General features: G+C 70.7%; 19 protein-coding genes. 11 read left to right on the top strand and 8 right to left on the bottom strand.

Features of this window, described 5'->3' with window-relative positions:
* The first annotated feature begins 2 nt into the window (after positions 1 to 2).
* The 3 genes from BFF78_RS02755 to BFF78_RS02765 all read left to right on the top strand — a co-directional run bounded on the left by BFF78_RS02755 (position 3) and on the right by BFF78_RS02765 (position 3,320).
* Positions 3 to 284 (top strand): hypothetical protein, encoded by a 282-nt coding sequence (locus BFF78_RS02755; protein WP_069776786.1) that lies wholly within the window; start codon positions 3 to 5, stop codon positions 282 to 284.
* Positions 285 to 510: 226 nt separating this feature from the next.
* Entirely contained in the window at positions 511 to 2,259 is a 1,749-nt protein-coding gene (locus BFF78_RS02760) for a carbohydrate binding domain-containing protein (protein ID WP_069776787.1), read from the top strand.
* 179 nt (positions 2,260 to 2,438) lie between these two features.
* A complete protein-coding gene (locus BFF78_RS02765) occupies positions 2,439 to 3,320 on the top strand; it encodes a DMT family transporter (RefSeq protein ID WP_069776788.1) in 882 nt (293 codons plus the stop codon).
* Between the two features lie 6 nt (positions 3,321 to 3,326).
* Here the strand turns inward: BFF78_RS02765 and BFF78_RS02770 are convergent, their stop codons facing one another.
* On the bottom strand, positions 3,327 to 3,941 hold the full coding sequence (locus BFF78_RS02770; protein ID WP_418346610.1) for a TetR/AcrR family transcriptional regulator: 615 nt from the start codon (positions 3,939 to 3,941) through the stop codon (positions 3,327 to 3,329).
* 83 nt (positions 3,942 to 4,024) lie between these two features.
* On the opposite strand from BFF78_RS02770, the gene BFF78_RS02775 reads away from it, so the two are divergent.
* From BFF78_RS02775 to BFF78_RS02785, 3 genes are all read left to right on the top strand, one after another.
* Positions 4,025 to 4,846 (top strand): SDR family oxidoreductase, encoded by an 822-nt coding sequence (locus BFF78_RS02775; protein ID WP_069776790.1) that lies wholly within the window; start codon positions 4,025 to 4,027, stop codon positions 4,844 to 4,846.
* Between the two features lie 237 nt (positions 4,847 to 5,083).
* On the top strand, positions 5,084 to 6,340 hold the full coding sequence (locus BFF78_RS02780; protein ID WP_069783332.1) for a polysaccharide deacetylase family protein: 1,257 nt from the start codon (positions 5,084 to 5,086) through the stop codon (positions 6,338 to 6,340).
* Positions 6,341 to 6,426: 86 nt separating this feature from the next.
* Complete coding sequence (locus BFF78_RS02785; protein WP_079161118.1) at positions 6,427 to 6,981, top strand: universal stress protein; 555 nt, start codon at positions 6,427 to 6,429, stop codon at positions 6,979 to 6,981.
* A 15-nt stretch (positions 6,982 to 6,996) separates the two neighbouring features.
* Here the strand turns inward: BFF78_RS02785 and BFF78_RS02790 are convergent, their stop codons facing one another.
* The gene (locus tag BFF78_RS02790) at positions 6,997 to 7,386 is read right to left on the bottom strand and encodes a RidA family protein (protein WP_069776792.1); all 390 of its coding nucleotides are present in this window, start codon (positions 7,384 to 7,386) and stop codon (positions 6,997 to 6,999) included.
* Positions 7,387 to 7,458: 72 nt separating this feature from the next.
* Between BFF78_RS02790 and BFF78_RS02795 the strand changes: the two genes are divergently transcribed.
* Positions 7,459 to 8,409, top strand: coding sequence for a LysR family transcriptional regulator (locus tag BFF78_RS02795; protein ID WP_069776793.1), 951 nt, complete (start codon positions 7,459 to 7,461; stop codon positions 8,407 to 8,409).
* 56 nt (positions 8,410 to 8,465) lie between these two features.
* On the opposite strand, the gene BFF78_RS02800 is transcribed toward BFF78_RS02795, so the two are convergent.
* The 4 genes from BFF78_RS02800 to BFF78_RS02815 all read right to left on the bottom strand — a co-directional run bounded on the left by BFF78_RS02800 (position 8,466) and on the right by BFF78_RS02815 (position 12,429).
* Positions 8,466 to 9,632, bottom strand: a complete 1,167-nt coding sequence (locus BFF78_RS02800) for an acyl-CoA dehydrogenase family protein (RefSeq protein WP_069776794.1) — start codon at positions 9,630 to 9,632, stop codon at positions 8,466 to 8,468.
* 242 nt (positions 9,633 to 9,874) lie between these two features.
* Complete coding sequence (locus BFF78_RS02805; RefSeq protein ID WP_069783333.1) at positions 9,875 to 10,903, bottom strand: aldo/keto reductase; 1,029 nt, start codon at positions 10,901 to 10,903, stop codon at positions 9,875 to 9,877.
* A gap of 243 nt (positions 10,904 to 11,146) precedes the next feature.
* A complete protein-coding gene (locus BFF78_RS02810) occupies positions 11,147 to 11,767 on the bottom strand; it encodes a hypothetical protein (RefSeq protein WP_159032932.1) in 621 nt (206 codons plus the stop codon).
* Positions 11,768 to 12,126: 359 nt separating this feature from the next.
* Entirely contained in the window at positions 12,127 to 12,429 is a 303-nt protein-coding gene (locus BFF78_RS02815; protein ID WP_069776796.1) for a hypothetical protein, read from the bottom strand.
* A gap of 400 nt (positions 12,430 to 12,829) precedes the next feature.
* On the opposite strand from BFF78_RS02815, the gene BFF78_RS02820 reads away from it, so the two are divergent.
* A complete protein-coding gene (locus BFF78_RS02820) occupies positions 12,830 to 13,822 on the top strand; it encodes a trypsin-like serine peptidase (RefSeq protein WP_099054813.1) in 993 nt (330 codons plus the stop codon).
* 108 nt (positions 13,823 to 13,930) lie between these two features.
* Positions 13,931 to 15,577, top strand: a complete 1,647-nt coding sequence (locus BFF78_RS02825; protein ID WP_069776797.1) for an APC family permease — start codon at positions 13,931 to 13,933, stop codon at positions 15,575 to 15,577.
* A gap of 39 nt (positions 15,578 to 15,616) precedes the next feature.
* Here BFF78_RS02825 and BFF78_RS02830 read toward each other — a convergent pair whose 3' ends face one another.
* Positions 15,617 to 17,068 carry an arabinofuranosidase catalytic domain-containing protein gene (locus BFF78_RS02830; protein WP_069776798.1) on the bottom strand — a complete coding sequence of 484 codons (1,452 nt, stop codon included), beginning with the start codon at positions 17,066 to 17,068 and terminating at the stop codon, positions 15,617 to 15,619.
* Between the two features lie 272 nt (positions 17,069 to 17,340).
* Between BFF78_RS02830 and BFF78_RS02835 the strand changes: the two genes are divergently transcribed.
* Together BFF78_RS02835 and BFF78_RS02840 are read left to right on the top strand one after the other, a co-directional pair.
* Positions 17,341 to 20,235: a lectin gene (locus tag BFF78_RS02835; protein ID WP_079161737.1), complete on the top strand. Its 2,895-nt coding sequence runs from the start codon at positions 17,341 to 17,343 to the stop codon at positions 20,233 to 20,235.
* Positions 20,236 to 20,323: 88 nt separating this feature from the next.
* Positions 20,324 to 21,484: a PP2C family protein-serine/threonine phosphatase gene (locus BFF78_RS02840; RefSeq protein ID WP_227025685.1), complete on the top strand. Its 1,161-nt coding sequence runs from the start codon at positions 20,324 to 20,326 to the stop codon at positions 21,482 to 21,484.
* A 12-nt stretch (positions 21,485 to 21,496) separates the two neighbouring features.
* Here the strand turns inward: BFF78_RS02840 and BFF78_RS02845 are convergent, their stop codons facing one another.
* Positions 21,497 to 22,303, bottom strand: a complete 807-nt coding sequence (locus BFF78_RS02845; RefSeq protein ID WP_069776799.1) for a maleylpyruvate isomerase family mycothiol-dependent enzyme — start codon at positions 22,301 to 22,303, stop codon at positions 21,497 to 21,499.
* Positions 22,304 to 22,391 lie beyond the last annotated feature (88 nt).

A 22,391-nucleotide genomic window follows, 5' to 3' on the forward strand; every position in this document is an offset into this window, starting at 1 on the left:
CCATGAACAACGCACCCAGCATCAACAGTTACATCGACCGCGTCACCGCCGGCCCCGGCGGGGCGCTGACCGACGAGGCCGGCGTCCTCACCGGCGATCTGACCGTGGCGACCATCCTGCTGTCCGACGGCCACAGTGCGCGCGTCGCCGTCCAGCAGTCCGGCAGCGACACCTGGTACACCCTCGCCGGCTGCCCCGCACCCGTGCCCGCCGGGCAACTCGCGGCCTATCACCGGGATCTGCTGGGCCGTATCCGCCGCGGCGGCGGCACCCGGGCCACCTGAGCGGAAGAGCGACGACACGAGCGGCGCCGGACCGGTGCCGCTCCGTCAACTCCCGCCTCGGCGCCACCGTTTGACTCCCCCATGAACACGTAAAAGGCGAACCCCGCACCTTGACCGGCATTTGGTCCAGACCAATCATGGCCTAGACCAATAGCCCGACCGGGCCGCACAGCGCCATCTCCGCACGACGTTCGCCCGCCTGTCGTTCGCCATCCGGGAGTACCCGATGACTCGTCCGAGACCCGTACGTGCCCTTCTCGCAGGCCTGGCCACGCTGGCCGCCTCCGCGGGGCTCGCCCTGGGAGCAGGGGGCACCGCACACGCGGCGACCCCGCTGCCCACGCACGTCTTCGCCCCCTACTTCGAGGCCTACAACGGCGACAGCCCCGCCGCGCTCTCACAGGCCTCCGGCGCCAAGTACCTGACCATGGCCTTCCTCCAGGCCGACAAGAAGGGCTCCTGCACCCCGTACTGGAACGGCGACACCAGCACACCCGTCGCCACCTCCGTCTTCGGCGCCGACTTCACCACCATCCGCTCGCGCGGCGGCGACGTGATCCCGTCCCTCGGCGGCTACGGGGCCGACAACGCCGGCACCGAGATCGCCGACAGCTGTACGAACGTGGACTCCATCGCCGCCGCCTACGAGAAGATCATCACCACCTACGACGTCTCCCGGCTCGACATGGACGTCGAGGACAACTCCCTCACGAACACCGCCGGCATCGACCGCCGCAACCAGGCCATCAAGAAGGTCCAGGACTGGGCCGCCGCGAACGGCCGCTCGGTGCAGTTCTCCTACACCCTGCCGACCACGACGACCGGGCTCGCCGACAGCGGCCTCGCCGTGCTGCGCAGCGCCAAGAGCGCGGGCGCCAAGATCGACGTCGTCAACATCATGACGTTCGACTACTACGACGGCGCCACCCACCACATGGCGACCGACACCGAGACGGCCGCGAGCGGACTGCACGACCAACTGGCCCAGCTCTACCCGAAGCTGTCGGACAGTCAGCTGTGGAACACGGTCGGCGTCACCGAGATGCCCGGCGTCGACGACTACGGCCCGGCGGAGACCTTCACCACCGCGGATGCCACCACCGTGTACGACTGGGCGGTCGCCAAGGGCATCAACACCCTCTCCTTCTGGGCCCTCCAGCGCGACAACGGCGGCTGCCCCGGCGGCAGCGCCTCCGACACCTGCTCGGGCATCGCCCAGGACACCTGGTACTTCACACACACCTTCGCGCCCTTCACCGGCGGTACGACGACCCCGCCGGCCAACGACTTCTCGGTCTCCCTCTCCCCCGCCACGGCCTCGGTCGACCCCGGCGCGACCGCGACCGCGACGGTGCACACCTCGGTGACCTCCGGCAGCGCACAGACGGTCGCTCTGACGGTGAGCGGCGCGCCGAGCGGGGTGACCGCATCCCTCAGCCCGGCCTCGGTCACCGCGGGCGGCACCTCCACGCTCACCGTGCAGACCGCTGCCGGTACGGCACCCGGCTCCTACCCCCTGACCGTGACCGGCACGGCGGGCTCCGCCCGGCACAGCGCCACGCTCACCCTGACGGTCAAGGGCTCCGGCGGCACGGCCGTCCTCGGCAACGGCGACTTCGAGACCGGCTCGCTCACGCCGTGGACCTGCGACACCGGGGCCACGGTGGCCTCCTCCCCCGTACACGGCGGCTCCCACGCACTGAAGACCGCGCCCTCCGCCTCACAGACCGGCCAGTGTGCGCAGACCCTCACCCTGAAGCCCAACACCTCCTACACGCTGAGCGGCTGGGTGCAGGGCCCGTACGCCTACCTCGGCGTCAGCGGGGGCGCGACGGCCGGCACATGGGCGTCGTCCGGATCGTGGTCGAAACTGACGGTGCCGTTCACGACCGGCGCCTCGGGCGCGGTCACGGTGTACGTCCATGGCTGGTACGGCCAGGGCGCGATCCACGCCGACGACCTGACCCTGAGCTGATCCGCCCGGCCCTGCCCGGTGATCACCGGGCGGGGCCGTCCCGTGTCCCCACCCAGGCGGGTGGTCAGCCCGCGCGGCAGCCAGGCCCCGGCGCCGGACCCGGCGGCCGGGCGCCGCCTTCCGTAGGCTGAAGAGAACCGGAGCTCCTCCGAGGGGCCTCCCGCAGGGAGGAGACGGTCGTGATCGAACTGGCCGCGGCGTTCGCCGTCACGGGAGCGGCGAGCAACGCCGTGGGCACCGCCTTCCAGCGCAAGGCCGCGTCCGCCAGCAGCCGCGGCGGGCTCCGGCTGCTCGCGGAGCTGGTGCGCCGGCCCTTCTGGGTGATCGGCATGTGCGGTGTCGTCGGCGCCGCGCTGTTCCAGAGCCTGGCCCTGGTCAACGGCCCGCTCGCACTGGTCCAGCCGCTGTTCATCCTGGAGCTGCCCTTCGCGCTGCTCGTCGCCGCGCCGCTGATGCACCGGCGGCTGCCCCGCTCGGGCTGGTGGGGCGTCGGCGGCTGTGTGGCGGGCCTGGCCGTACTCCTGGTCGCCGCCGCCCCGCACGGCGCCGCCGACCATGCCCCGCTCACCCGCTGGATCCCGGCCCTGTGTCTGTGCCTCGGCGGGATGGCCACCGCCGTGCTGCTGTCCGGCCGGGACCGCCCGCCGGCCCGGCGTGCCGCGCTCCTGGCCACCGCCTCCGCCGCGGGCAACGCGCTGACCGCCGCCCTCCTGAAGTCGGCCACCGGCACCTTCGCCGACCACGGCTTCACGGCGTTCCTGCGGTCCTGGCAGACGTACGGCTTCGCACTCACCGGGGTCGCCGCCGTGCTCCTGCTGGAGAACGCGCTCCAGGCGGGCCCGCTGGCCGCGGCGCAGCCGGCGCTGACCATCGGCGACGCGGTGGTGAGCCTGACCCTCGGCATGACCCTGTTCGGCGAGCGGATCCGCATGGGCTGGTGGCTCGTACCGGAGCTGTGCGGTGCCCTGCTGATCGTCGTGGGGGTGGTGGTCCTCAGCCGGGCCGTCCAGCACATCACGGTGGTACCGGTGGCGGCCGAACAGCGACATGCGGCGGCCTGAGCGGGATCAGCGCGCCGCGAGCCCGTCGATCCAGGACTTCAGGCGTTCGCCCTGGGCGGCCATCAGGCCTGGGTCGCGCAGGGTGTGGGTGAGGACGGACATGCCCTGGTAGGCCGCGACGAGTTCGACGGAGAGGGCGGCGGCGTCGGTGCGGCCGAGCTGGGCGAACTGGGACTCCACCCAGTCGAGCAGGGCCCGCATGACCTTCGCGGCGGCCTCCCCCAACCCGTCGTCACGCTTGTCGAGCTCGGTGGCGAGAGTGCCGAAGGGGCAGCCGAAGCGGGCCGCGGTCTCGCGCTGATCGACCCAGCCGGCGACGAGCGCCTTCAGCCGGGCGGCCGGATCGGGCAGGGCGTCCAACCGGGCGGTGAGCGCGTCGAGTTGCTCGCAGTGGGCGTCCACCGCGGCCTCTACCAGCTGGTCCTTGGTCTTGAAGTAGTAGTACACATTGCCCACCGGCACCTCGGCCACCCCGGCGATGTCGCCGAGGGTGGTCTTCTCCACACCCTGCTCGTGGAAGACCTGGACGGCCGCCTTCACCAGACGCTCGCGCTTGCCGCCCCGGCCGGGTCGGCTCGGCCGCGCGGACTCGGTCCTGGCGGCGGATTCTGAGTCAGTCACCTGACTGAGGATAGACAACCAGCGGCTCCGCGGGCTAACGTCTGGACTTAGTTAGTCAACTAACTCACTTAGAGGGAGTCGTCATGATCGTTGTCACGGGCGCCACCGGGAATGTCGGACGCGCGCTGGTCGCCGGGTTGACCGAGGCCGGGGAGGCGGTGACGGCCGTCGCCCGGCGCATCGGCAAGGAGGACATGCCGCCGGGCGTGCGGGCCGTCGCCGCAGATCTCGCCGAGCCGCAGAGCCTCGCGCCCGCACTGGAGGGCGCCAAGGCACTGTTCCTGCTGGTGGCGGGCGAGGATCCGGCAGGCATCCTGCGCCGGGCGACCGCGGCGGGTGCGGCCAAGGTGGTGCTGCTGTCTTCGCAGGGGGTGGCCGCTCGGCCGGAGATGTACGCGCATGCGGCACGCTTCGAGGCGGCAGTGGCCGAGTCGGGGCCGACGTTCACCGTGCTGCGTTCGGGCGGGCTGGCGTCCAACGCGCTGGCCTGGGCCGAGCCGGTGCGCCGACACCGCACCGCTGCGGCACCCTTCGCCGATGTGGCGCTGCCGTTCGTCGACCCGGACGACGTCGCCGCGGTGGCGGCGGCCGTGCTGCGCGGGGACGGGCACGACGGTGCCACCTACACGCTGACCGGCCCTGAACCCACCACCCCGCGGCAGCGGGCCGCCGCGATCGCCGCCGCGCTCGGCGAGCCGGTGACCTTCGTGGAACAGAGCCGCGAGGAGGCCCGCGCACAGATGATCCAGTTCATGCCGCCCGCCGCCGTCGAGGGGACCCTCGCCGTCCTCGGCGCGCCGACCCCACAGGAGCAGGCGGTCGGCACAGACGTGGAACGCCTGCTCGGCCGCCCCGCGACTCCCTTCTCCGCGTGGGCGGCCCGCAATGTGGCGGCGTTCCGCTGATCGGCAGCGCCGGCCCGCAGTAGGCCATCACGAGCACGCGTGACGGGTGGCGGCACGGGGCGGCCCACCCGAGGGCCGCGCGGGTGACACCAATGGCCCCTGGCAACTTCATTGCGCGCCACACCGCACCAAATGGATCATTTCGTATGTTTATCGGATCTAAGGTGCGGGGTGCCGGAGGTTTCGGCTGAGGCGGCGCGCAACGCGTCGTGACAGGACGCGTGGGTTGGGATGGCGATGACGGGAATCAGCCGCCGGAGTGTGGCGCGGCTCGGTCTCGGTGCCGGGCTCGGTGTGGCCGCTGCCTCGCTTGCCGCATGCGGAGAACTGGACGACCCGCTGGGGTCGGCGCCCCTGCAGGGGGCACCGCGGCTGATCGGGGACGGCTCGACGGCGTACACCGGACGGCAGCCGCACCAGCCGGCTCCACCCATGCCTCTCGAACCCGGCGAGACGCCACCGCAGTTCGTGGTGTTCTCCTGGGACGGCGCCGGCGAGCTGGGCACCGGCCTGTTCCCGCGCTTCCTGGAGCTCGCCCGCGCCCACGGCGCGTACATGACCTTCTTCCTGTCCGGCCTCTATCTCCTGCCGGAGGAGAAGAAGCGGCTCTACGACCCGCCGAACAACCGGGTCGGCGCCTCGGACATCGGCTACCTCACCGACGGGCACCTCAAGGCGACACTGAAGTACGTACGCCAGGCCTGGCTCGACGGACATGAGATCGGCACACACTTCAACGGGCATTTCTGTGCCGGGCCCGGATCGGTGGCCAACTGGACACCGGGACAGTGGCGTTCGGAGATCGAGCAGGCTCGTACATTCGTCACGTCCTGGCGTACGCATACCGGTTGGCACGACGATCCACCCCTGCCCTTCGACTACGACAAGGAACTCGTGGGCGGCCGCACACCGTGCCTGCTCGGCCAGGAGAACCTGCTGCCGGTCGTGCGTGACCTGGGCTGGCGCTACGACGCCTCCTCGCCCGGCGGGCTGCAACGCTGGCCCAGGAAGCGGCACGGTGTCTGGGACCTGCCGCTGCAGAGCATCCCCTTTCCGGGACACACCTTCGAGGTGCTGTCCATGGACTACAACATGCTGGCGAACCAGTCCAAGAACACGACGCGGGCGCCCTCGTACAACTACCCCTACTGGCGCGCCCAGGCGACCGAGGCGTACGTGGCCGGTTTCCAGCGGGCGTACGAGACGAACCGGGCGCCACTGTTCATCGGCAACCACTTCGAGGCGTGGAACGGCGGCATCTACATGGACGCGGCCGAGGCGGCCCTCCGGCAGATCGCCGACCGGGAGGACGTGCGCCTGGTCTCCTTCCGGCAGTTCGTCGACTGGCTCGACGCCCAGGACCCCGCGATCCTCAGGAGACTGCGCACCCTTCAGGTCGGCGAGCGGCCGGATGGCGGCTGGACCGATTTCCTGCGCCCCGCGCAGCGGCGCTCACAGGGCAGGGCGGAGGGCGCCACCGGACAGCCCGTATAGAGAGGCTTTGCCCAGCTCGCAGAGAAGGCCACTTTCCGGCGATTGGACTTTGCCCCAAGGGTATTGGCGTTCCTAGCGTGGGGGTCATGGCACCTCATGGAACGACAGGTGGCGATCCGGCCGGAGATGTCGTCGTCGGGGTGAGCGACTCGCTCGCCGGGCTGGCCGCGTTGCGCCGCGGCATCCTGGAAGCCCGCAGAACCGGTCGCACACTGGTGGCCGTCCGAGCCTGGGAGCCGCCGGAGGGCGAGGCCCTCTACCGACGCTGGCCCGAGCCCTCGTGGACCCGCCTGTGGGCCGACGAGGCACGGCAACGGCTGGACCGGGCCTTCGAGTCGGCCGCCGGCGGCCCCCCGGCAGGCCTGCGGATCGTACGGCGGGTGGTCAGGGGCCCCGCGGGACCGGTGCTCTGCTCGATCGCGTCGTCCCCGGACGACCTGCTGGTCATCGGCATGGCCAGGCCCCGGAGCCCGGCGGCCCGGCTGCTGCACCGCAGGCCGGTGCACCGGCACATCCCGGCCCGGGCCAAGTGCGAGGTCCTGGTCGTGGCCGGCCCCCGGCTGCTGCCGCGCGAGGCGCGGATGCTGCGCCGCGGCGAACTCCTGGAGCGGCGGGGCCGGACGGCCCGGCTGGTGCCGTAGGTCCGGCCGCCGGGATCAAGCCGCACTGCGGCGGGCGTACACCTCGATCTCGATTTTCATGCGGGGGTCGGCGAGACCGCACTCCAGCATGGTCGCGGCCGGCCGGATCTCGCCGAAGCAGCGGCGCAGCACCGGCCAGCAGGGCTCGAAGTCGGCGCGGTCCGGCAGCAGATAGCGCACCCGCACCACGTCGGCGAAGGTGCAGCGCGCCTCGGTGAGCGCGGCCTCGATGTTGCGCAGGCACTGCTCGGCCTGCTCGACCACGTCGTCCGAGATCGTCATGGTGGTGTAGTCGAACCCGGTGGTCCCGGACACATGCACCCAGTCGCCGTCGACCACGGCACGGGCGTAACCGATCTGTTCCTCGAAGGCCGAGCCGCTGAGGATCGCTCGTCGCTCTGTCATGCCCGGAACGCTAGGTGACCAGCGTCGATACGTCTAATACAGGCGTCGGCATGGAGTGATATCTCTGGGGATATGGACCGCCCCGAACTTCCGCTGCCGCAGCTGCACGCTTTCCTCGTGCTGGCCGAGGAACTCCACTTCGGCCACGCCGCCGCACGTCTGGGCGTCGCCCAGCCCCCGCTGAGCCAGCAGATCCGCCGCCTGGAGGAGAAGGTCGGACACGCGCTCTTCGAGCGTGAACCGGGGCGCGTGACGCTCAGCCCGGCCGGCCGCGCCCTGCTCCCGGCCGCCCGGCAGGCCCTGACCGGACTCGCCGACGGGCTGGCCGCGGCGCGGGCCGTCGGCAGCGGCCGGTCCGGACGGCTGCGGATCGGCTTCGCCGCCTCGCTGGCCCTGACCGTCCTGCCGGGCCTGCTGCGTGACTTCCGGCAGCGGTTTCCCGAGGCCGAGCTCGACATCCACGAGATGACCACGGCTCCGCAACTCGCCGCCCTGCGCGACAGGGCGATCGACATCGGCCTGCTGCGGGAGCCCCCGGACGACGACTCCGAGCTGGACTTCAGGACCGTACTCAGCGAACCGTTCGTGGCCGTGCTGCCGGCCGCGCACCCCCTGGCCACCCAACGGGCGCTGCTGCTCGCACAGTTGGCGGACGAGCCGTTCGTCCTGCTGCCGCGTGTGGTAGGCCCCCGGCTGTACGACCGGATCACCGGCCTGTGCGAGGAGGCGGGGTTCACGCCCCGGATCTCGCAGCACGCGGTGGAGTGGCAGACCGTGTGCGCCCTGGTGGAGACCGGGCTGGGGGTGTCCGTGGCGCCGGCGAGCATCCGCCGCATCCGGCTCAAGGGCGTGGCCTTCCGCCGGATCGATCCGGCCACCGCGCGCACCCGGGTCGCCGTCGCCTGGCGCGGGAACGACCGCAATCCCCTGGTCCCCCGGCTGCTGGAGACGATCGGTCAGCAGCGGCACGGACACCCAGATCACCGCCGCGACGCACACGGCAGTCGACCAGCTCCGCTCTGACCACCTCAGACATTGAGCATTAAACTATAATGGAAGGATCGGCACCGCGGTCTCGTTCACGCGTCGAGCCCTCCCCGCTTGATCAGCTGGCTCGCGATGACGTTCCGTTGGATCTCGTTCGTACCCTCGCCGACGATCATCAACGGGGCGTCGCGGAAGTAGCGCTCGACATCGAACTCGGTCGAGTAGCCGTAACCTCCGTGAATGCGGACCGCGTTGAGAGCGATCTGCATCGCGGTCTCGGAGGCGAACAGCTTCGCCATCCCCGCCTCCATGTCCACCCGGCGGCCGGCCTCCGCCTCCCGCGCCGCGTACAGGGTGAGCTGGCGGGCCGCGGTCAGGGATGTCGCCATGTCGGCCAGGTAGTTCCCGATCGACTGGTGCTGCCAGATCGGCTTGCCGAACGACTCGCGCTCCCGCGCATAGGCGAGCGAGTCCTCCAGCGCGGCGCGGCCCACCCCGAGGGCCCGGGCGGCCACCTGCAACCGGCCCGTCTCCAGGCCCTTCATCATGTGCACGAACCCCTTGCCCTCGACTCCGCCGAGCAGCGCGTCCGCCGGAGCCCGGTAGTCCTCGAAGGTCAACTCGCAGCTCTCGACGCCCTTGTAGCCGAGCTTGGGCAGGTCACGGGAGACCGTCAGACCGGGTCCGTGCTCGACCAGGAGGACGGAGGTTCCCCGGTGCGCCGGACTCGCCCCCGGGTCGGTCTTGCACAGCAGCGCGATCAGCCGGGAGCGGCGGGAGTTGGTGATCCAGGTCTTCGTGCCGTTGACCACGTAGCCGTCGCCGTCCCTGCGGGCCACGGTGCGCATCGCCTGCAGATCCGAGCCGCCGCCCGGTTCGGTCAGGGCCAGGGTCGCTCGGACCTCGCCGCCGGCCATCCGCGGCAGACAGCGCTGCTTCTGCTCCTCGGTGCCGAAGTGCAGCAGCAGCCTGGCGACGACCGTGTGTCCGCCCATCGCACCGGCCAGGCTCATCCAGCCGCGTGCCAGCTCTTCGGTGATCAGCACGTAGCAGGGTGCGGAGACGGGTGTGCCGCCGTATTCCTCGGGGATGGCGAGGCCGAAGACACCGAGCTGTTTCATCCGTTCGATCAGCGCCGCGGGATAGGTGTCGGTGTGCTCCAGCTCCCGGGCGACCGGCTTGACCTCCTTGTCCACGAAATCGCGCACCGTGCGGACGACGAACTGCTCGTCCTCGGACAGGATGTCGAGAGTGCTCATGCTGTATCGCTCCCGCTCATGAGGGTGGCGTATCTGCCCGCGAAGTGATGTGTGCCCGCTCGTGACGCGCGCGCCCGCTCACGATGCGCCAGGTTTTCGCGGACGGTTTGAGATCACCGGGCCTCGGCGCGAGCACGATGTGCCGCTCACGAGCACGCCGAGGCGCAGGCGCCGCCTCTGGCGACGACAGCCGAGAGCAGGGTCCAGCCCTCGTACGTCGGCCGACCGGGGTCGGCGCCCTCCTACGACACCCGGCGACGACGCAGCGACGGGTCTAGCAGCGCGGGCGGGGTGTCGTACTTCTCGTCGGGGGCCAGGTCGACACCGGGGGCCACGATGGCGTCGATCGCGTCGAGTACGTCGGCGGTCAACACGGTGTCGGCGGCCGCCAGTTGCGAGCGCAGGTGGTCCAGTGTGCGGGGGCCGACGAGTGCGCTGGTCACGGCGGGATGCGCGGTCGCGAAGCCGAGCGCGAGCTGGATCATCGTCAGGCCGGCCTCGTCGGCGACCCGGGCGAGTTGCTCGACGGCTTCGAGCCTGGCCCGGTTGGCGGGGACGGTGATGTCGAAGCGTTGCGGCATGGACGCCGAGCGGTTGGTGGTGATGTCCCGGCCCTCCCGGATCGCGCCCGAAAGCCAGCCCGAGGCCAGCGGGCTCCACACCAGCACACCGAGCCCGTACTCCTCGGTCACGGGCAGCACGTGCGTCTCGATCCCGCGCTGCAGGACGGAGTAGCTCGGCTGTTCGGTGACATAACGGCTCAGGTGATGCTCGCGGGCGGCCCACTGCGCCTGGACGATGCGGTAGGCAGGGAAGGTCGAGGAGCCGAAGTACCGGATCTTTCCCGCGCGTTGCAGGTCGGTCAGCGCCGACAGCGTCTCCTCGTCGCCGGCGCTGGGGTCCCACCGGTGGATCTGGTAGAGGTCCACGTGGTCGACGCCGAGACGGCGCAGGCTGTTGTCCAGCGCGGTGACCAGCCAGCGGCGCGAACTGCCCTGGTGGTTACGTTCGTCGCCCATCGGCAGGCTCGCCTTCGTCGCCAGGACGATGTCGTCGCGGCGGCCGGCGATGGCCTTGCCGACGATCTCCTCCGACTCACCTTCGCCGTACATGTCGGCGGTGTCGATCAGGTTGATCCCGCCCTCGAGAGCGGCGTCGACGACGGCGGTGGCCTCGTCCTGGGTGATGCGTCCGATCCTGCCGAAATTCATCGCGCCGAGCGCGAGGGAGCTGACCTGTACGCCGGTACGGCCCAAGGTGCGGTACTGCATGAACATGCCTCCTCAGCAAACGGAACACTGTTCCGGTAATGACAATACGGAACGCCGTTCCGGTTAGCAAGCGGCCGCGGCGGTGTTCGCCACGTCAGGCGTTGGAGGCGTCGGCGCGGGACGTCGAGACCCGGACCCGGGCCGGGGTTGGCGTCGGCGTCGGCGTCGGCGTCGGCGTCGGCGTCGGCGTCGGCGCGATCTACCGCCTGTCACGCAGTCGCGGTTCCGTGGAAGGGGCAGGTGTCAGAACCAGATACGAGAGGACAGCAGCCCAAGACCCGCCGTCGCCGCCTGTCTCCACACCCGCAGGGGGCCGTCGAGGACGTCGGCAGGGTTCTCGTGCCAAAGCCAGTCGTCGATGCGGCTCAGCACCTCCTCCCGCTCCGTCCCGCTCACGGCGAGGACCGACTCGACGGACTCCAGGTGGCGGTGTACCTCGGCGGAAGCCAGTACCGCGTCGCCTGCCCAGCCCGGCAGCACCCGGGCGCGCTCCGGCCCCAGGCCGTGGAAAAGGGCTGCCACCGGATTGTCCTTGCTTACCGCGCTGATGAACGGCTCGACGTCCTCGTCGAACCGCTCCCACCACTCCATGACGTGCATCTCACAGGTGGAATCGAGCATGTCGAAGGCCGAAGCGTTGACCATCTCGTACAGATGCCGCGACTCGTCGGTGTTGTAGCCGTCCGGTCCGTACACCGACACCGCCCCGCCGCCGCGGGCCGCGTCGTTCTCCCAACGCGACCAGGCTTCCCGCGTCGACGTGCGCTCCTTCATCTCCCTGATCACCGGTGCCGCGACCGAGGCGATCTCCGCCACCTGCTCGTCGCGGAGTGCTCCCACCGCCCAGAAGCTCGACATCCCCATGCCGCTCACCGTCCCCCTCGTCCGACTTCGCGTCTCGGCCCCACCCACTCCGCCACGGTCACGGGCGAGTGCGGGGCCGTACGCACATGATGGCAACGGGCACTGACATCACCCGGTCTGGAAGTGCCCTCACCGATCGTGTGCCCCGCGAGTCCGTAATGCCCGTCCGGCTCCGGCGCGGGCCACGGGGCACGGGACGGGGCACGAGGCACCCAACGAGGCTTACGTCTCGGCCTACTTCGACCACTGGCTGCGCGGGCGCAGCGGACGGCTGCTGGAGGGACCGTCTCCGACGTACCCCGACATGGTGTTCGTGAAGTGCTCGCGCCGTAGGGAGGAGAGGAGGAACGCTACAAGGGCTAACAGGAGGGAGAGGCGAAGCGCGCCAGCTGGTCCTTGACCCACGGGTCGAACACTGCCAGGCGGTGTCGGGCCGCGGGGTCGAACGTCGCCAGTTGCCCGGCGACCCACGGATCGATGCACTGCAGGCCGTGGTGGCGGTGCTGCGCATGGCCGACGGGCACCGCAGCGGCACCGGCGGCGGCAGGTCCTGTGGCCCCCGGAACGGCCGCCGCAGCAGAGCCGCCGCCGACGAGGAGCGCACCCGCGGCGACCGCGATGGCGGCGCCGGTCACGCCCCCGTTCCATATCAGCTTCTTCATGGCCTTCTCCTTTCAGTAGAGCGCACTGCCCCTGGCCGGACGGGGCGCCTACCCCGCAGGACGCGCCTCACTCATCCCCCGGCCCGCGCCCGGAACGCCACCCGCGTCTCGCCCGTGCGCCGGCGGAAGAACCGCGTGAAGAGGGTGGCGCCGGGGAGGCCGAGACGGTCGCCTGAGGGGCGCGGCCGGCAGGCCGGGATGCCACAGCGGCCACCGTCACTGCAGTGGTTCCGACCACCCCCGCCCCGGCTGCATCCGAGGGCCTGACCAAGCGTCACTCAAGCAGATCGCAGCGGCTGTTGCCGATCCGCCGTAGGCCGGATACGGCCGTGCACGCTGTGCCGCCCGGGATCGCGGGCTTATCGTGAGCCGTCACTTGCGTCCGTTCTGAGGGGAACTGATGGTGCCCGGGACCAGGATCGCGCGATACGCCGCCGTCTGTGCGGCAGCCCTTCTGCTCTGTACCGGCCTCAGTACCACGGCATCCGCCGACAGCATCGCGGCCGGCCCGAACCCGCTCGCCGACCAGCTCGACGCCTACTGGACGCCGGCCCGCATGGCGGCCGCGCTGCCCGCCGACCTCGGCAAGGGCACCGAGCCCGGTACGACGGCGGCCGGCGCCTCTCCTGCCGTGGACGGACCGCGGCCGGGCGAGTACATCCCGCCGAGCTGGAGCTTCGACGGCATCCCCCAGGCGGGCACGTTCTTCTGGACGGACGCCACCGGTACCGGCCGCACCTGCAGCGGTTCGGTCGTGCGCAGTCCCGGGCGCGACCTGGTGCTGAGCGCCGGACACTGCCTGAAGGGCTATGCGGGCACCTCGCCCAAGCGCCACCTGGCCTTCGTTCCGCAGTACCACGACGCCCGTAAACCGTTCGGGATCTTCCCGGTGCGCACCGATGGCGTCTACGTCCCGCCGGAGTACTACGACCTGGGCGAACACGCGGGGGCCGAGTACGACTTCGCCTTCGCGGTCACCGAGCCCAACCAGGACGGAACACGCCTGGAGGACGCGGTCGGTGGGGTACGGCTGCTGACCGGGACCGGCTACTACCACGCCCCGGTACGGATGATCGGCTACCCGGCGGGGGCGGAGAAGCCCCTGGAGTGCTTCGGCTGGACCACCAGGTGGGACAGTGACGACCCGGCGGACCCGGGCACGTTCCCGCGTATCGCCTGCGACGCCTTCGTGGGCGGAACCAGCGGCGGCCCGATGCTCGTGCCCACGCCCGGTGGCTGGGCGGCCATCGGAGTGATCGGCGGCTATCACACGGGCGGCAACACCCCGCAGATCTCCTACAGCGCCTACTTCGGCAGCGCCACCCAGGCCCTCTACCGGGCAGCGGTCACGGGCGCCGCGCCGGCCGGACCACGTCTCACCACCGGCTCGTAGGTGAGCACGGCCGCTTCCGGAAACGCGTGCCCGCACGTTCGGTGCCATGACCGCGTCACCGTGGCACGATAGTGAGCAAAATCACCCTAGTGAGGGGGTGTTTCGGCCATGGCCGTTTCAGAGGCGGCACCCGACCCGAAGACGCAGAAGCCCGGGCTGCGGCGTGAGATCGGCTTCGTCGGTCTCATCTGGGCCTCGGAGGGGTCCATCATCGGGTCCGGTTGGCTTTTCGGCGCACAAGGTGCCCTGGCGGCGGCCGGGCCGGCAGCCATCATCTCCTGGGCCATCGGTGGCCTCGCGATCCTCATCCTGGCGCTGGTACACGCCGAGCTGGGCGGTATGTATCCGGTCTCGGGCGGTACCGCCCGTTTCCCGCACTACGCCTTCGGCGGCGCCGCGGGCGCGTCGTTCGGCTGGTTCTCCTGGCTGCAGGCGGCCACGGTGGCGCCCATCGAGGTGCTGGCGATGATCACCTACGGCCAGCACTACTCCTGGGCGAGCGGCTGGGAGAAGGTCAAGGGCGGCGAACACGTCCTGACCCCGACCGGTATCGCCGTCGCGGTCGGGCTGATGGCGCTCATCACCGCCATCAACTTCCTCAGCATCCGGCTGCTGGCCCGCACCAACAGCGCCGCGACCTGGTGGAAGGTCGGCGTCCCGCTGCTGACGATCTTCGTGTTCGCCATCGCCCAGTTCCACACCGCGAACTTCACCGCGGCCGACGGCTTCAACCCGTACGGGGCCAAGGGCATCCTGTCCGCCGTCTCCACCAGCGGCATCATCTTCGCGCTGCTGGGCTTCGAACAGGCCGACCAGCTCGCCGGCGAGAGCGCCAACCCCAAGCGGGACATCCCGCGGGCGGTGATCGGCTCGATCGTCATCGGCATCCTCATCTACATCCTGCTGCAGGTCGCCTTCCTCGCCGCGCTGCCCGCCTCCCAGATCGGCAGCCACTGGGCGAACTCCGCCTTCACCGCGCTGAGCGGGCCCTTCGCCCAGGTCGCCACGCTCATCAGCCTGGGCTGGCTGGCCACGGTCCTCTATCTCGACGCCGTGATCTCCCCCGCCGGCACCGGTCTGATCTACATCACCGGCTCCTCCCGGGTCTCCTACGGCCTGAGCCGCAACGGTTATGTGCCCTCCGCCTTCGAGACCACCAACCGGCGCGGTGTTCCCTGGGTCGGTCTGATCACCGCCTTCGTGGTCGGCTGCATCTGCTTCCTGCCCTTCCCCAGCTGGCGTTCCCTGGTCGGCCTGATCACCAGCGCCAGCGTGCTGATGTACGCCGGCGCCCCGCTCTCCTTCGGGGTGTTCCGCAACCGGCTGCCCGACGCCCACCGGCCCTACCGGCTGCCCGGCGGCGGCTGGCTGTCGCCGCTCGCCTTCATCGTCGCCAACCTGCTGATCCTGTGGTCGGGTTGGACCACCGACTGGAAGCTCGGCGTGGCCATCCTGCTCGGCTATGTCATCCTGGTCGCCAACCGGGTGTTCAAGATGAACCCCATCACTCCCCAGCTCGACCTGCGCGCCGCGCAGTGGCTGCCGGTCTATCTGGTGGGCATGGGACTCATCGTGTACCTCAGCGACTTCGGGCCGCTCAAGCACCCCTGGTTCCCGCTGTGGTGGGACATCGGCGTCACCGCCGTCTTCAGCCTCGTCATCTACTACTGGGCCATGGCGGTCGCCCTGCCCAGCGAACAGATCCAGCAGCTGATCGACCAGGTCGTCGTACCGGAGGAGGAGGACATCCTCTGACGCCCCATCAGGCGACCTGGCCGACCCGTCGGCCCGCCGTCAGCCCAGCCGGAACTTCTGGGCCGGTGAGCCGTTGCAGTCCCAGATCTGCAACCGCGTCCCGTTGCCCGTGGCACCACTGGGCGAGTCCAGACAGCGACCCGACTGCGGATTCAGCAACGAACCATCACCCTGCTGCACCCACCTCTGCCCACCCACACCGTTGCAGTCCCACAACTCCACCTGCGTACCGTTCGCCGTCCCGTTGCCGTCGATGTCCAGACACCGGCCGATGGTGGCGAGGCTGCCGTCGGCGCGGTGGGTCCAGTGCTGGTCCTCGGCGTACGACTGGCAGTCCCACAGTTGTACGGCCGCCCCGTCGGTGCCGGTGTCGTCGGCGGCGACGTCGACGCACTTGCCGCCGGGGCCGGTGACGGTGCCCTGCGGGCCACCGGGGACGTTCGTCTCGCCGGAGTAGCCGACGGAGACGATGTTCGCCTGGACCGCGTTCTCGGCGGCGTCGCTCGGGTAACCGGAGACCATCACGCCCTCGAAGAACGTGCCCATGTTCCAGTTGCTGTTGTCACCGCCCGTGCCGAGGATGATGCCGCCCTCCTGCTGCATGGGCTGGTAGCCTCCGCGAGTGGGCAGGGCGCCGTCCCACCAGGTCGTGAGCGCACCCGACTGGGCGTCGCCGCCCTTGAGCGCGTACCGCGTCTGCCCGTTGTTCTTCAGCACGGCGGTGACGAAGGTGCTGCCGTTGCCCCGGTTGGCGGTGTTGGAGCCGTTGTCGCCCTGGAACATGCCGTTCTCCAGGTCGGCCTCGACCCAGGGCCCGGAGCCGGTGCAGGGCGCGAAGTAGCAGGTGGTCGCCAGGCTGACGGCGTCCATGTGTCCGTTGCCGGTGTCGGCCGGTGTGCTCTCGGCGTTGCCGTAGTCGAAGCAGCAGGCGGAGCCGACGTGGGTGCCGCTGGCCACCATGTAGGCGCCCTCCGGACGGCCGTTGACGGCGACACCGGAGGCGGCACCCGTGTACCGGTAGCCGACTCCCGGCGAGATCCACACGCCGTACACCTTGTGCCCGCCGGCGGTGACGGGGATCTCGGAGGCGTCGGCGCCCCGGTCCGCGCCCATGCCGGAGGTGCCCGCCGGGCCGGGGGTGAGGTCGTTGTGCCGGGCGGTCTGGTCGTAGATCTTCGTGATCGCGCACGTGGTGTCCGCGCAGAACCTGTCCTGCCGGCCGGCGTCGGCGTAACCGCCCGGGGCCAGCAGCCCGATGTCGGCGCCGGCCCCGTCGGAGGCACGGGTGACCCGGTACAGCGGGCCGTCGTAGGAGGAGAACAGCGCGCGCACCGTGCTGTGCGCGGCGACGCAAGGGGTGCCCGAGCCGCCGTAGATGTCGCAGGGCAGCGACCCGGCGGCCTGTGACGGTCCGGGCAGGCCGAGCAACGCGCCCAGGACGAGGGCGATGACGGCCAGGAGCGACGCGAGCGGTCTGGGGCTTGCGCGCATGCTGGACTCCTCGGTGGGGGTAAGTGTGGTTCCGGTCAATGGAGTTGGAGCACCGGGGCGGTCGTTGCGGAAGGTACGCACGCTGGTGGATGACGTCAAGATTTGTTGCTTTCACCTTGAGACAAGTTTTGAGACTGAGCCAAGGTGTCGGTTTTTTTCCATGGAGGTGACGTCATATCAGGCGGACGGCTGGTTCTGTACCGCGCGTCCTTGACAGCAGGGGCCGAAGGGGTCAGCTTTCGGGACAACGTTGTCGAAGGGACATGGTCACGATGGTGCCGTTCCGACTTCTGTCCGTGCTGGCCGCAGGTGCCCTAGCCGTGGGTGCCGCCTCCGCCCCTGTCCACGCCGATCCCGTCTCGCTCTCGCCGGTGACCGATCCGGCGTCCCTCGTGAACCCGTTCATCGGAACCTCACACGCCGCGGACGACTTCCCGGGCGCCGACACCCCGTTCGGGATGGTCCAGTGGAGCCCCGACACCAGTCCGCACCGGCCGGACGGCGGCGGCTACGAGTACGCCGACTCGGCCATCACCGGTTTCGGCCTGACCCATATCGCGGGTCCCGGCTGCCGGGCCGCCGGCGACATCCCGGTGCTGCCGACCGTCGGCGCGGTCGACACGCTCGCCACCGACAGCTTCTCCCACGCGGGCGAATCCGCCACTCCCGGCTCGTACACAGTGGCGCTGGACAACGGCGTCAAGACCGAACTGACCGCCACCACCCGCAGCGGCATGGCCCGCTTCACCTTCCCCGCCACCAGCCAGGCGAACCTCCTGTTCAAACTGACGGCGAGCGAGAACGGCGCCACCGCAACCCAGTTCGACGTGGTGAACGACCAAGAGGTCAGAGGCAAGGTCACCAGCGGCAACTTCTGCGGCGAGGGCAACTCCTACACCGTCTACTACGACATGGTCTTCGACCGGCCGTTCCGCCACAGCGGCACCGCCCTGGCCGCCGCCACGCCCACCACCCCCAGGAGCAACGCCTCCCCCAACGCCCCGGAAGCGCCGAACAGACCGGTGCTGCACGGTGACGTTCCCCGTACCCCGCACACCTTCGCCGCGCCGGCGAGCGGCTCCGACGGCTACGTCACGTTCGACACCACCAGCCACCGGGCCGTTCAGGCCAAGGTCGGCATCTCCTATGTGTCGGCCGCCGACGCCGTGGGCAACCGCCAAGCGGAGAACCCCGGTTGGGACCTGGCCAAGGTGCGCGGCGCGGCCCACAACGCCTGGAACTCCCTCCTCGGCCGGGTGCGGATCGCCGGCGGGACACCCGACCGGCAGACCGTCTTCTACACGGCGCTCTATCACGCGCTGCTGCATCCGAACGTCATCAGTGACACCAACCGCCGCTATCCCGGCTTCGACGGCAAGGTTCACACCGTCGATCCGGGCCACGGCGCCGCCTACGCCAACTACTCCGGCTGGGACGTCTACCGCTCGCAGGCCCAGCTCGAGGCCCTCGTCGCTCCGCAGACCGCCTCCGACACCGCCCAGTCGATGGTGGACGACTACCGCCAGACCGGCCTGTTCCCCAAGTGGTCGGAGAACAACGGTGAGACCTACGTCATGGTGGGCGATCCAGCGGACGAGATCATCGCCGACTACTACGCCTTCGGCGCGAAGAACTTCGACACGGCCACCGCGCTCAAGGGCATGATCGCGGAGGCGACCGTGCCCAACAACAACCGCCCCGGGCTCGACTACCTGGAGCAGCTGGGCCGGCTGCCCAGCAACGGCAAGTACGGCTGCTGCAACTTCTACGGCCCGGCCTCGACCACCCTCGAGTACAACTCGGCGGACTTCGCCGTCTCCGCCCTCGCCGGTGCCCTCGGGCACACCGCCGATCAGCACCGGTTCGCGGACCGGGCGCAGGACTGGCAGAACCTCTTCCGCTTCGGCAGCGGATTCATCCAGCCGCGCGACTCCTCGGGCACCTGGACGGCCGGGTTCTCACCCACCTCGGGCAAGAACTTCGTCGAGGGCGACTCCTGGCAGTACACGCCGATGGTGCCGTTCAACGTGCACGGCCTGGCCACCGCCATGGGCGGCGACACGGCCCTGGCCAAGTTCCTGGACACCGACCTGTCCTCCCTGACCGGTGCCGGCGGATACACCGACCTGGGCAACGAGCCCAGTCTCAACATCCCCTGGGAGTACGACTACATCGGCCGCCCCTACCAGACGCAGAAGGTCGTCCGGCAGGTCCAGGACCAGATCTGGACCGCCGGCCCGTCCGGTCTCGCGGGCAACGACGACCTGGGCGAGATGAGCTCGTGGTACGTGTGGTCCGCCCTCGGCATGTATCCGGAGACCCCCGGCACCGCCGATCTGGCGCTGGGCAGCCCGCTCTTCACCCAGGCGGTGATCACCCTGCCGTCCGGCCACACCCTCACGATCGACGGCACCGGTGCCGCGGACGACGCTCCGTACGTCCAGTCGGCCACCTGGAACGGCACGGCGTGGGACGCGGCCCACGCGCCCGACGGCGCGCTCACCGGCGGCGGCACCCTCACCTACGTACTCGGCACCTCCCCCAACACCTCCTGGGCGTCCGCCGCCTCCGCCGCCCCGCGCTCCTACCCGGGCACGCCCGGCTACTCCGACGTCGGGACGTCCGGTGACACCGCCGCGGGTTCGGCGAACTTCGACGGGGCGGGCTACAGCTACTCCGCGCACGCTCTGGCCACCGCGGGCCTCACGCCCGGCTCGAAGGTCACCGTCAACGGGGTCTCGTTCACCTGGCCCGGGGTGGCGCCCGGCGCACGGGACAACTACGAGGCGAACGGGCAGACGGTACCGGCATCCGGCTCCGGCAGCATCTCCTTCCTGGGCGCCGCCAACAACGGCCCGGCCTCCGGCACCGCGACCGTCACCTACACCGACGGCACGACCCAGCCGGTCGCCCTCGGGCTCTCCGACTGGACGCTGAGCGCGGGCGCCGCCTCACCGCTGGCCGACAACACCATCGCGGCGACCATGCCCTACCGCAACCACGCCGGCACCGCGTCGGACAGCACCAAGACGTACCTGTTCGCCACGACCCCGGTGGCGCTGAGCCCGGGCAAGACGGTCAGCAGCGTACGGCTGCCGTCCGACGTCGCCGCCGGGGGCCTGCACGTCTTCGCGATCGGCTTCGGAGCCGGCACGGGCGCGCGCTGATGCGGCACCGGCCGGTCCGGCCCCCGGAACATGCCGTTGAGTGGAGCAATCACCGGGGTACGGAGGCCCGGCGCACCAGGCTGGACCGGTGAAGCACGGACGGACGACACAGGAACCGGAGGCGTCGGCGGGCACGGACACCCGGCTGCCGGCGCCTCCGGCGTGGCTGCGCTGGCTGCCGGTTCTGTACGTCGTGGCCGTGCTGCTCCTGGAGCCCGTCACGCCGGTGGACTGGCCGGTGAGCTTCGTGCTGATCGGCGTGCCCCTGGTGGCCGCGTTCGCGCACGGGCCCCTGGTCGTCGGCGCCGCGACGGTGTTCGCCGTCGTTTTCGAAGGGGTGCTGGCCGGTACGCCGTGCTGTGCGGGCCGCTCCGTCGGCTACCTGTTGGACCGCCACTACGTCGCCTCCTACATCTGTACGGCCCTGGTGGGCAGCCTCGGTACGATCCTGGCCGCCCACCGCATCCGGCGTGAACGCACGCTCGCCGACGTGCGGTCGGTGGCGGAGACCGCGCAGCGGGTCCTGCTGCGCCCCGTACCGCACCGGATCGGCAACCTCCGCCTGGAGAGCCTCTATCTCTCCGCCGCCGCGCAGGCCCGTATCGGCGGCGACCTCTATGAGGCGGTCCCCACCCGTTTCGGCGTCCGGCTGCTCATCGGCGACGTGCGCGGCAAGGGGCTGCTTGCGGTCGAGACCGCCGCCGCCATGCTCGGGGCGTTCCGCGAGGTGGCCTACGACGAACCCGATCTGCTCGCTCTGGTCGGCCGGGTGGACACGAGCATGAGCCGCAGGGCGGCGCAGCTCGGCGGGACCGAGACGGGCGAACGGTTCGTCACCGCCGTCTTCACCGAGATCCCCGCCGACGAGCACATCGTCCGGATCGTCAACTGCGGCCATCCACCGCCGATCTCACTGTGCGCCGGCGAGGTGCGCGAGCTGGACAGCGGGCGGCCGGCGCTGCCCCTGAACCTCGGCATACTGGTCGAAGACCCGTACCAGGTCGACACCCACCCCTTCCGGCCCGGCGATCAGCTGCTGCTCTACACCGACGGCGTCACGGAGACTCGGAATGCGGCCGGGACCTTCTATCCGCTGCTGGAGCGCCTGCGCACCTGGGGTCCCCTGCCACCGAAGGAGCTCCTCGCACGGCTCCATGACGACCTGTTGGCCTACAGCCACAACAGCCTCCAGGACGACACCGCAGCGCTCGCGGTCTGTCTGCTGCCCGAGGAGCCGCCGGCGCGGTGAGCGCGGCCCGGGTCAGAAGGCCGTGTGGGCGAACCAGTTGTCGAGGACCGCGGTCGGTCCCGAGATCTCGAAGGCGGAGTCCTGGTACGACCGCCGCCCGTAGAGGAGGAGCAGGAGATCCGCCGCCTCGCCGCGCACCGCCGCCGTGACGGGCTCGGACTCCCCGGCCTCGCGGTCCGCGCCCGGCACGGGGCGGAAGCCGTCCGGGTCCAGCCGCACCCGCCACTCCTCGCCGTCGGCGTCCGTGCACCGGAACGCGAGGATCTCTCCGTCGCCGCGCAGCTTTGTCACCCCGGGGGCGAACAGGCCCGCGTAGGGCAGGTTGACGAGGAACTCGTCCACACCGTCCGCCGCGAGGACGGGGTCGATGTCCGAGGCCACGCCGACGGCGCGCTCCGCGTCCACCCGGTGCACCAGCGTCTCGAAGAGCATCCGGCGGACCCAGAACCGCGCGTGCGGGTCCTCGCCCCAGACCCACATCGGTGCCTCGGGATCGGTGTCCCGCAGGACGGCGGCCACGCCGGGCACGCCCGCCGCCACCCAGTCGGGATAGTCCCGCGGGTCCTGCGGCAGTCCCAGCTCGACGTCGCGGCTGCGGGGAGGCTCCTGCACCAGCCGGGTCAGCAGGGCGGAGAACCAGCGCTGCAGCGCTCCCACGTGCTGGGTGAGGTCGGCCAGGGTCCAGTCGGGGCAGGAGGGCACGGCACCCGCCGGGTCGGCGCCCTTCACCGTCTCGGCGAAGCGGAGGGTCTCGCGGGCCACGGCCTCGCGGTAGGTGTCGTACGGCAGAGGATGCCCCGCCCTGCTGTTCGCTGTCATCTGCTGCCGCCGTCCTGTTCTGTTTCCGGATACGGATTCCGTCGCGGACAGTCTGGCCGCTGGAGTGCACTCGAAGGCAAGTCCCGGC

Source organism: Streptomyces fodineus (genome assembly GCF_001735805.1).
GTDB lineage: Bacteria > Actinomycetota > Actinomycetes > Streptomycetales > Streptomycetaceae > Streptomyces > Streptomyces fodineus.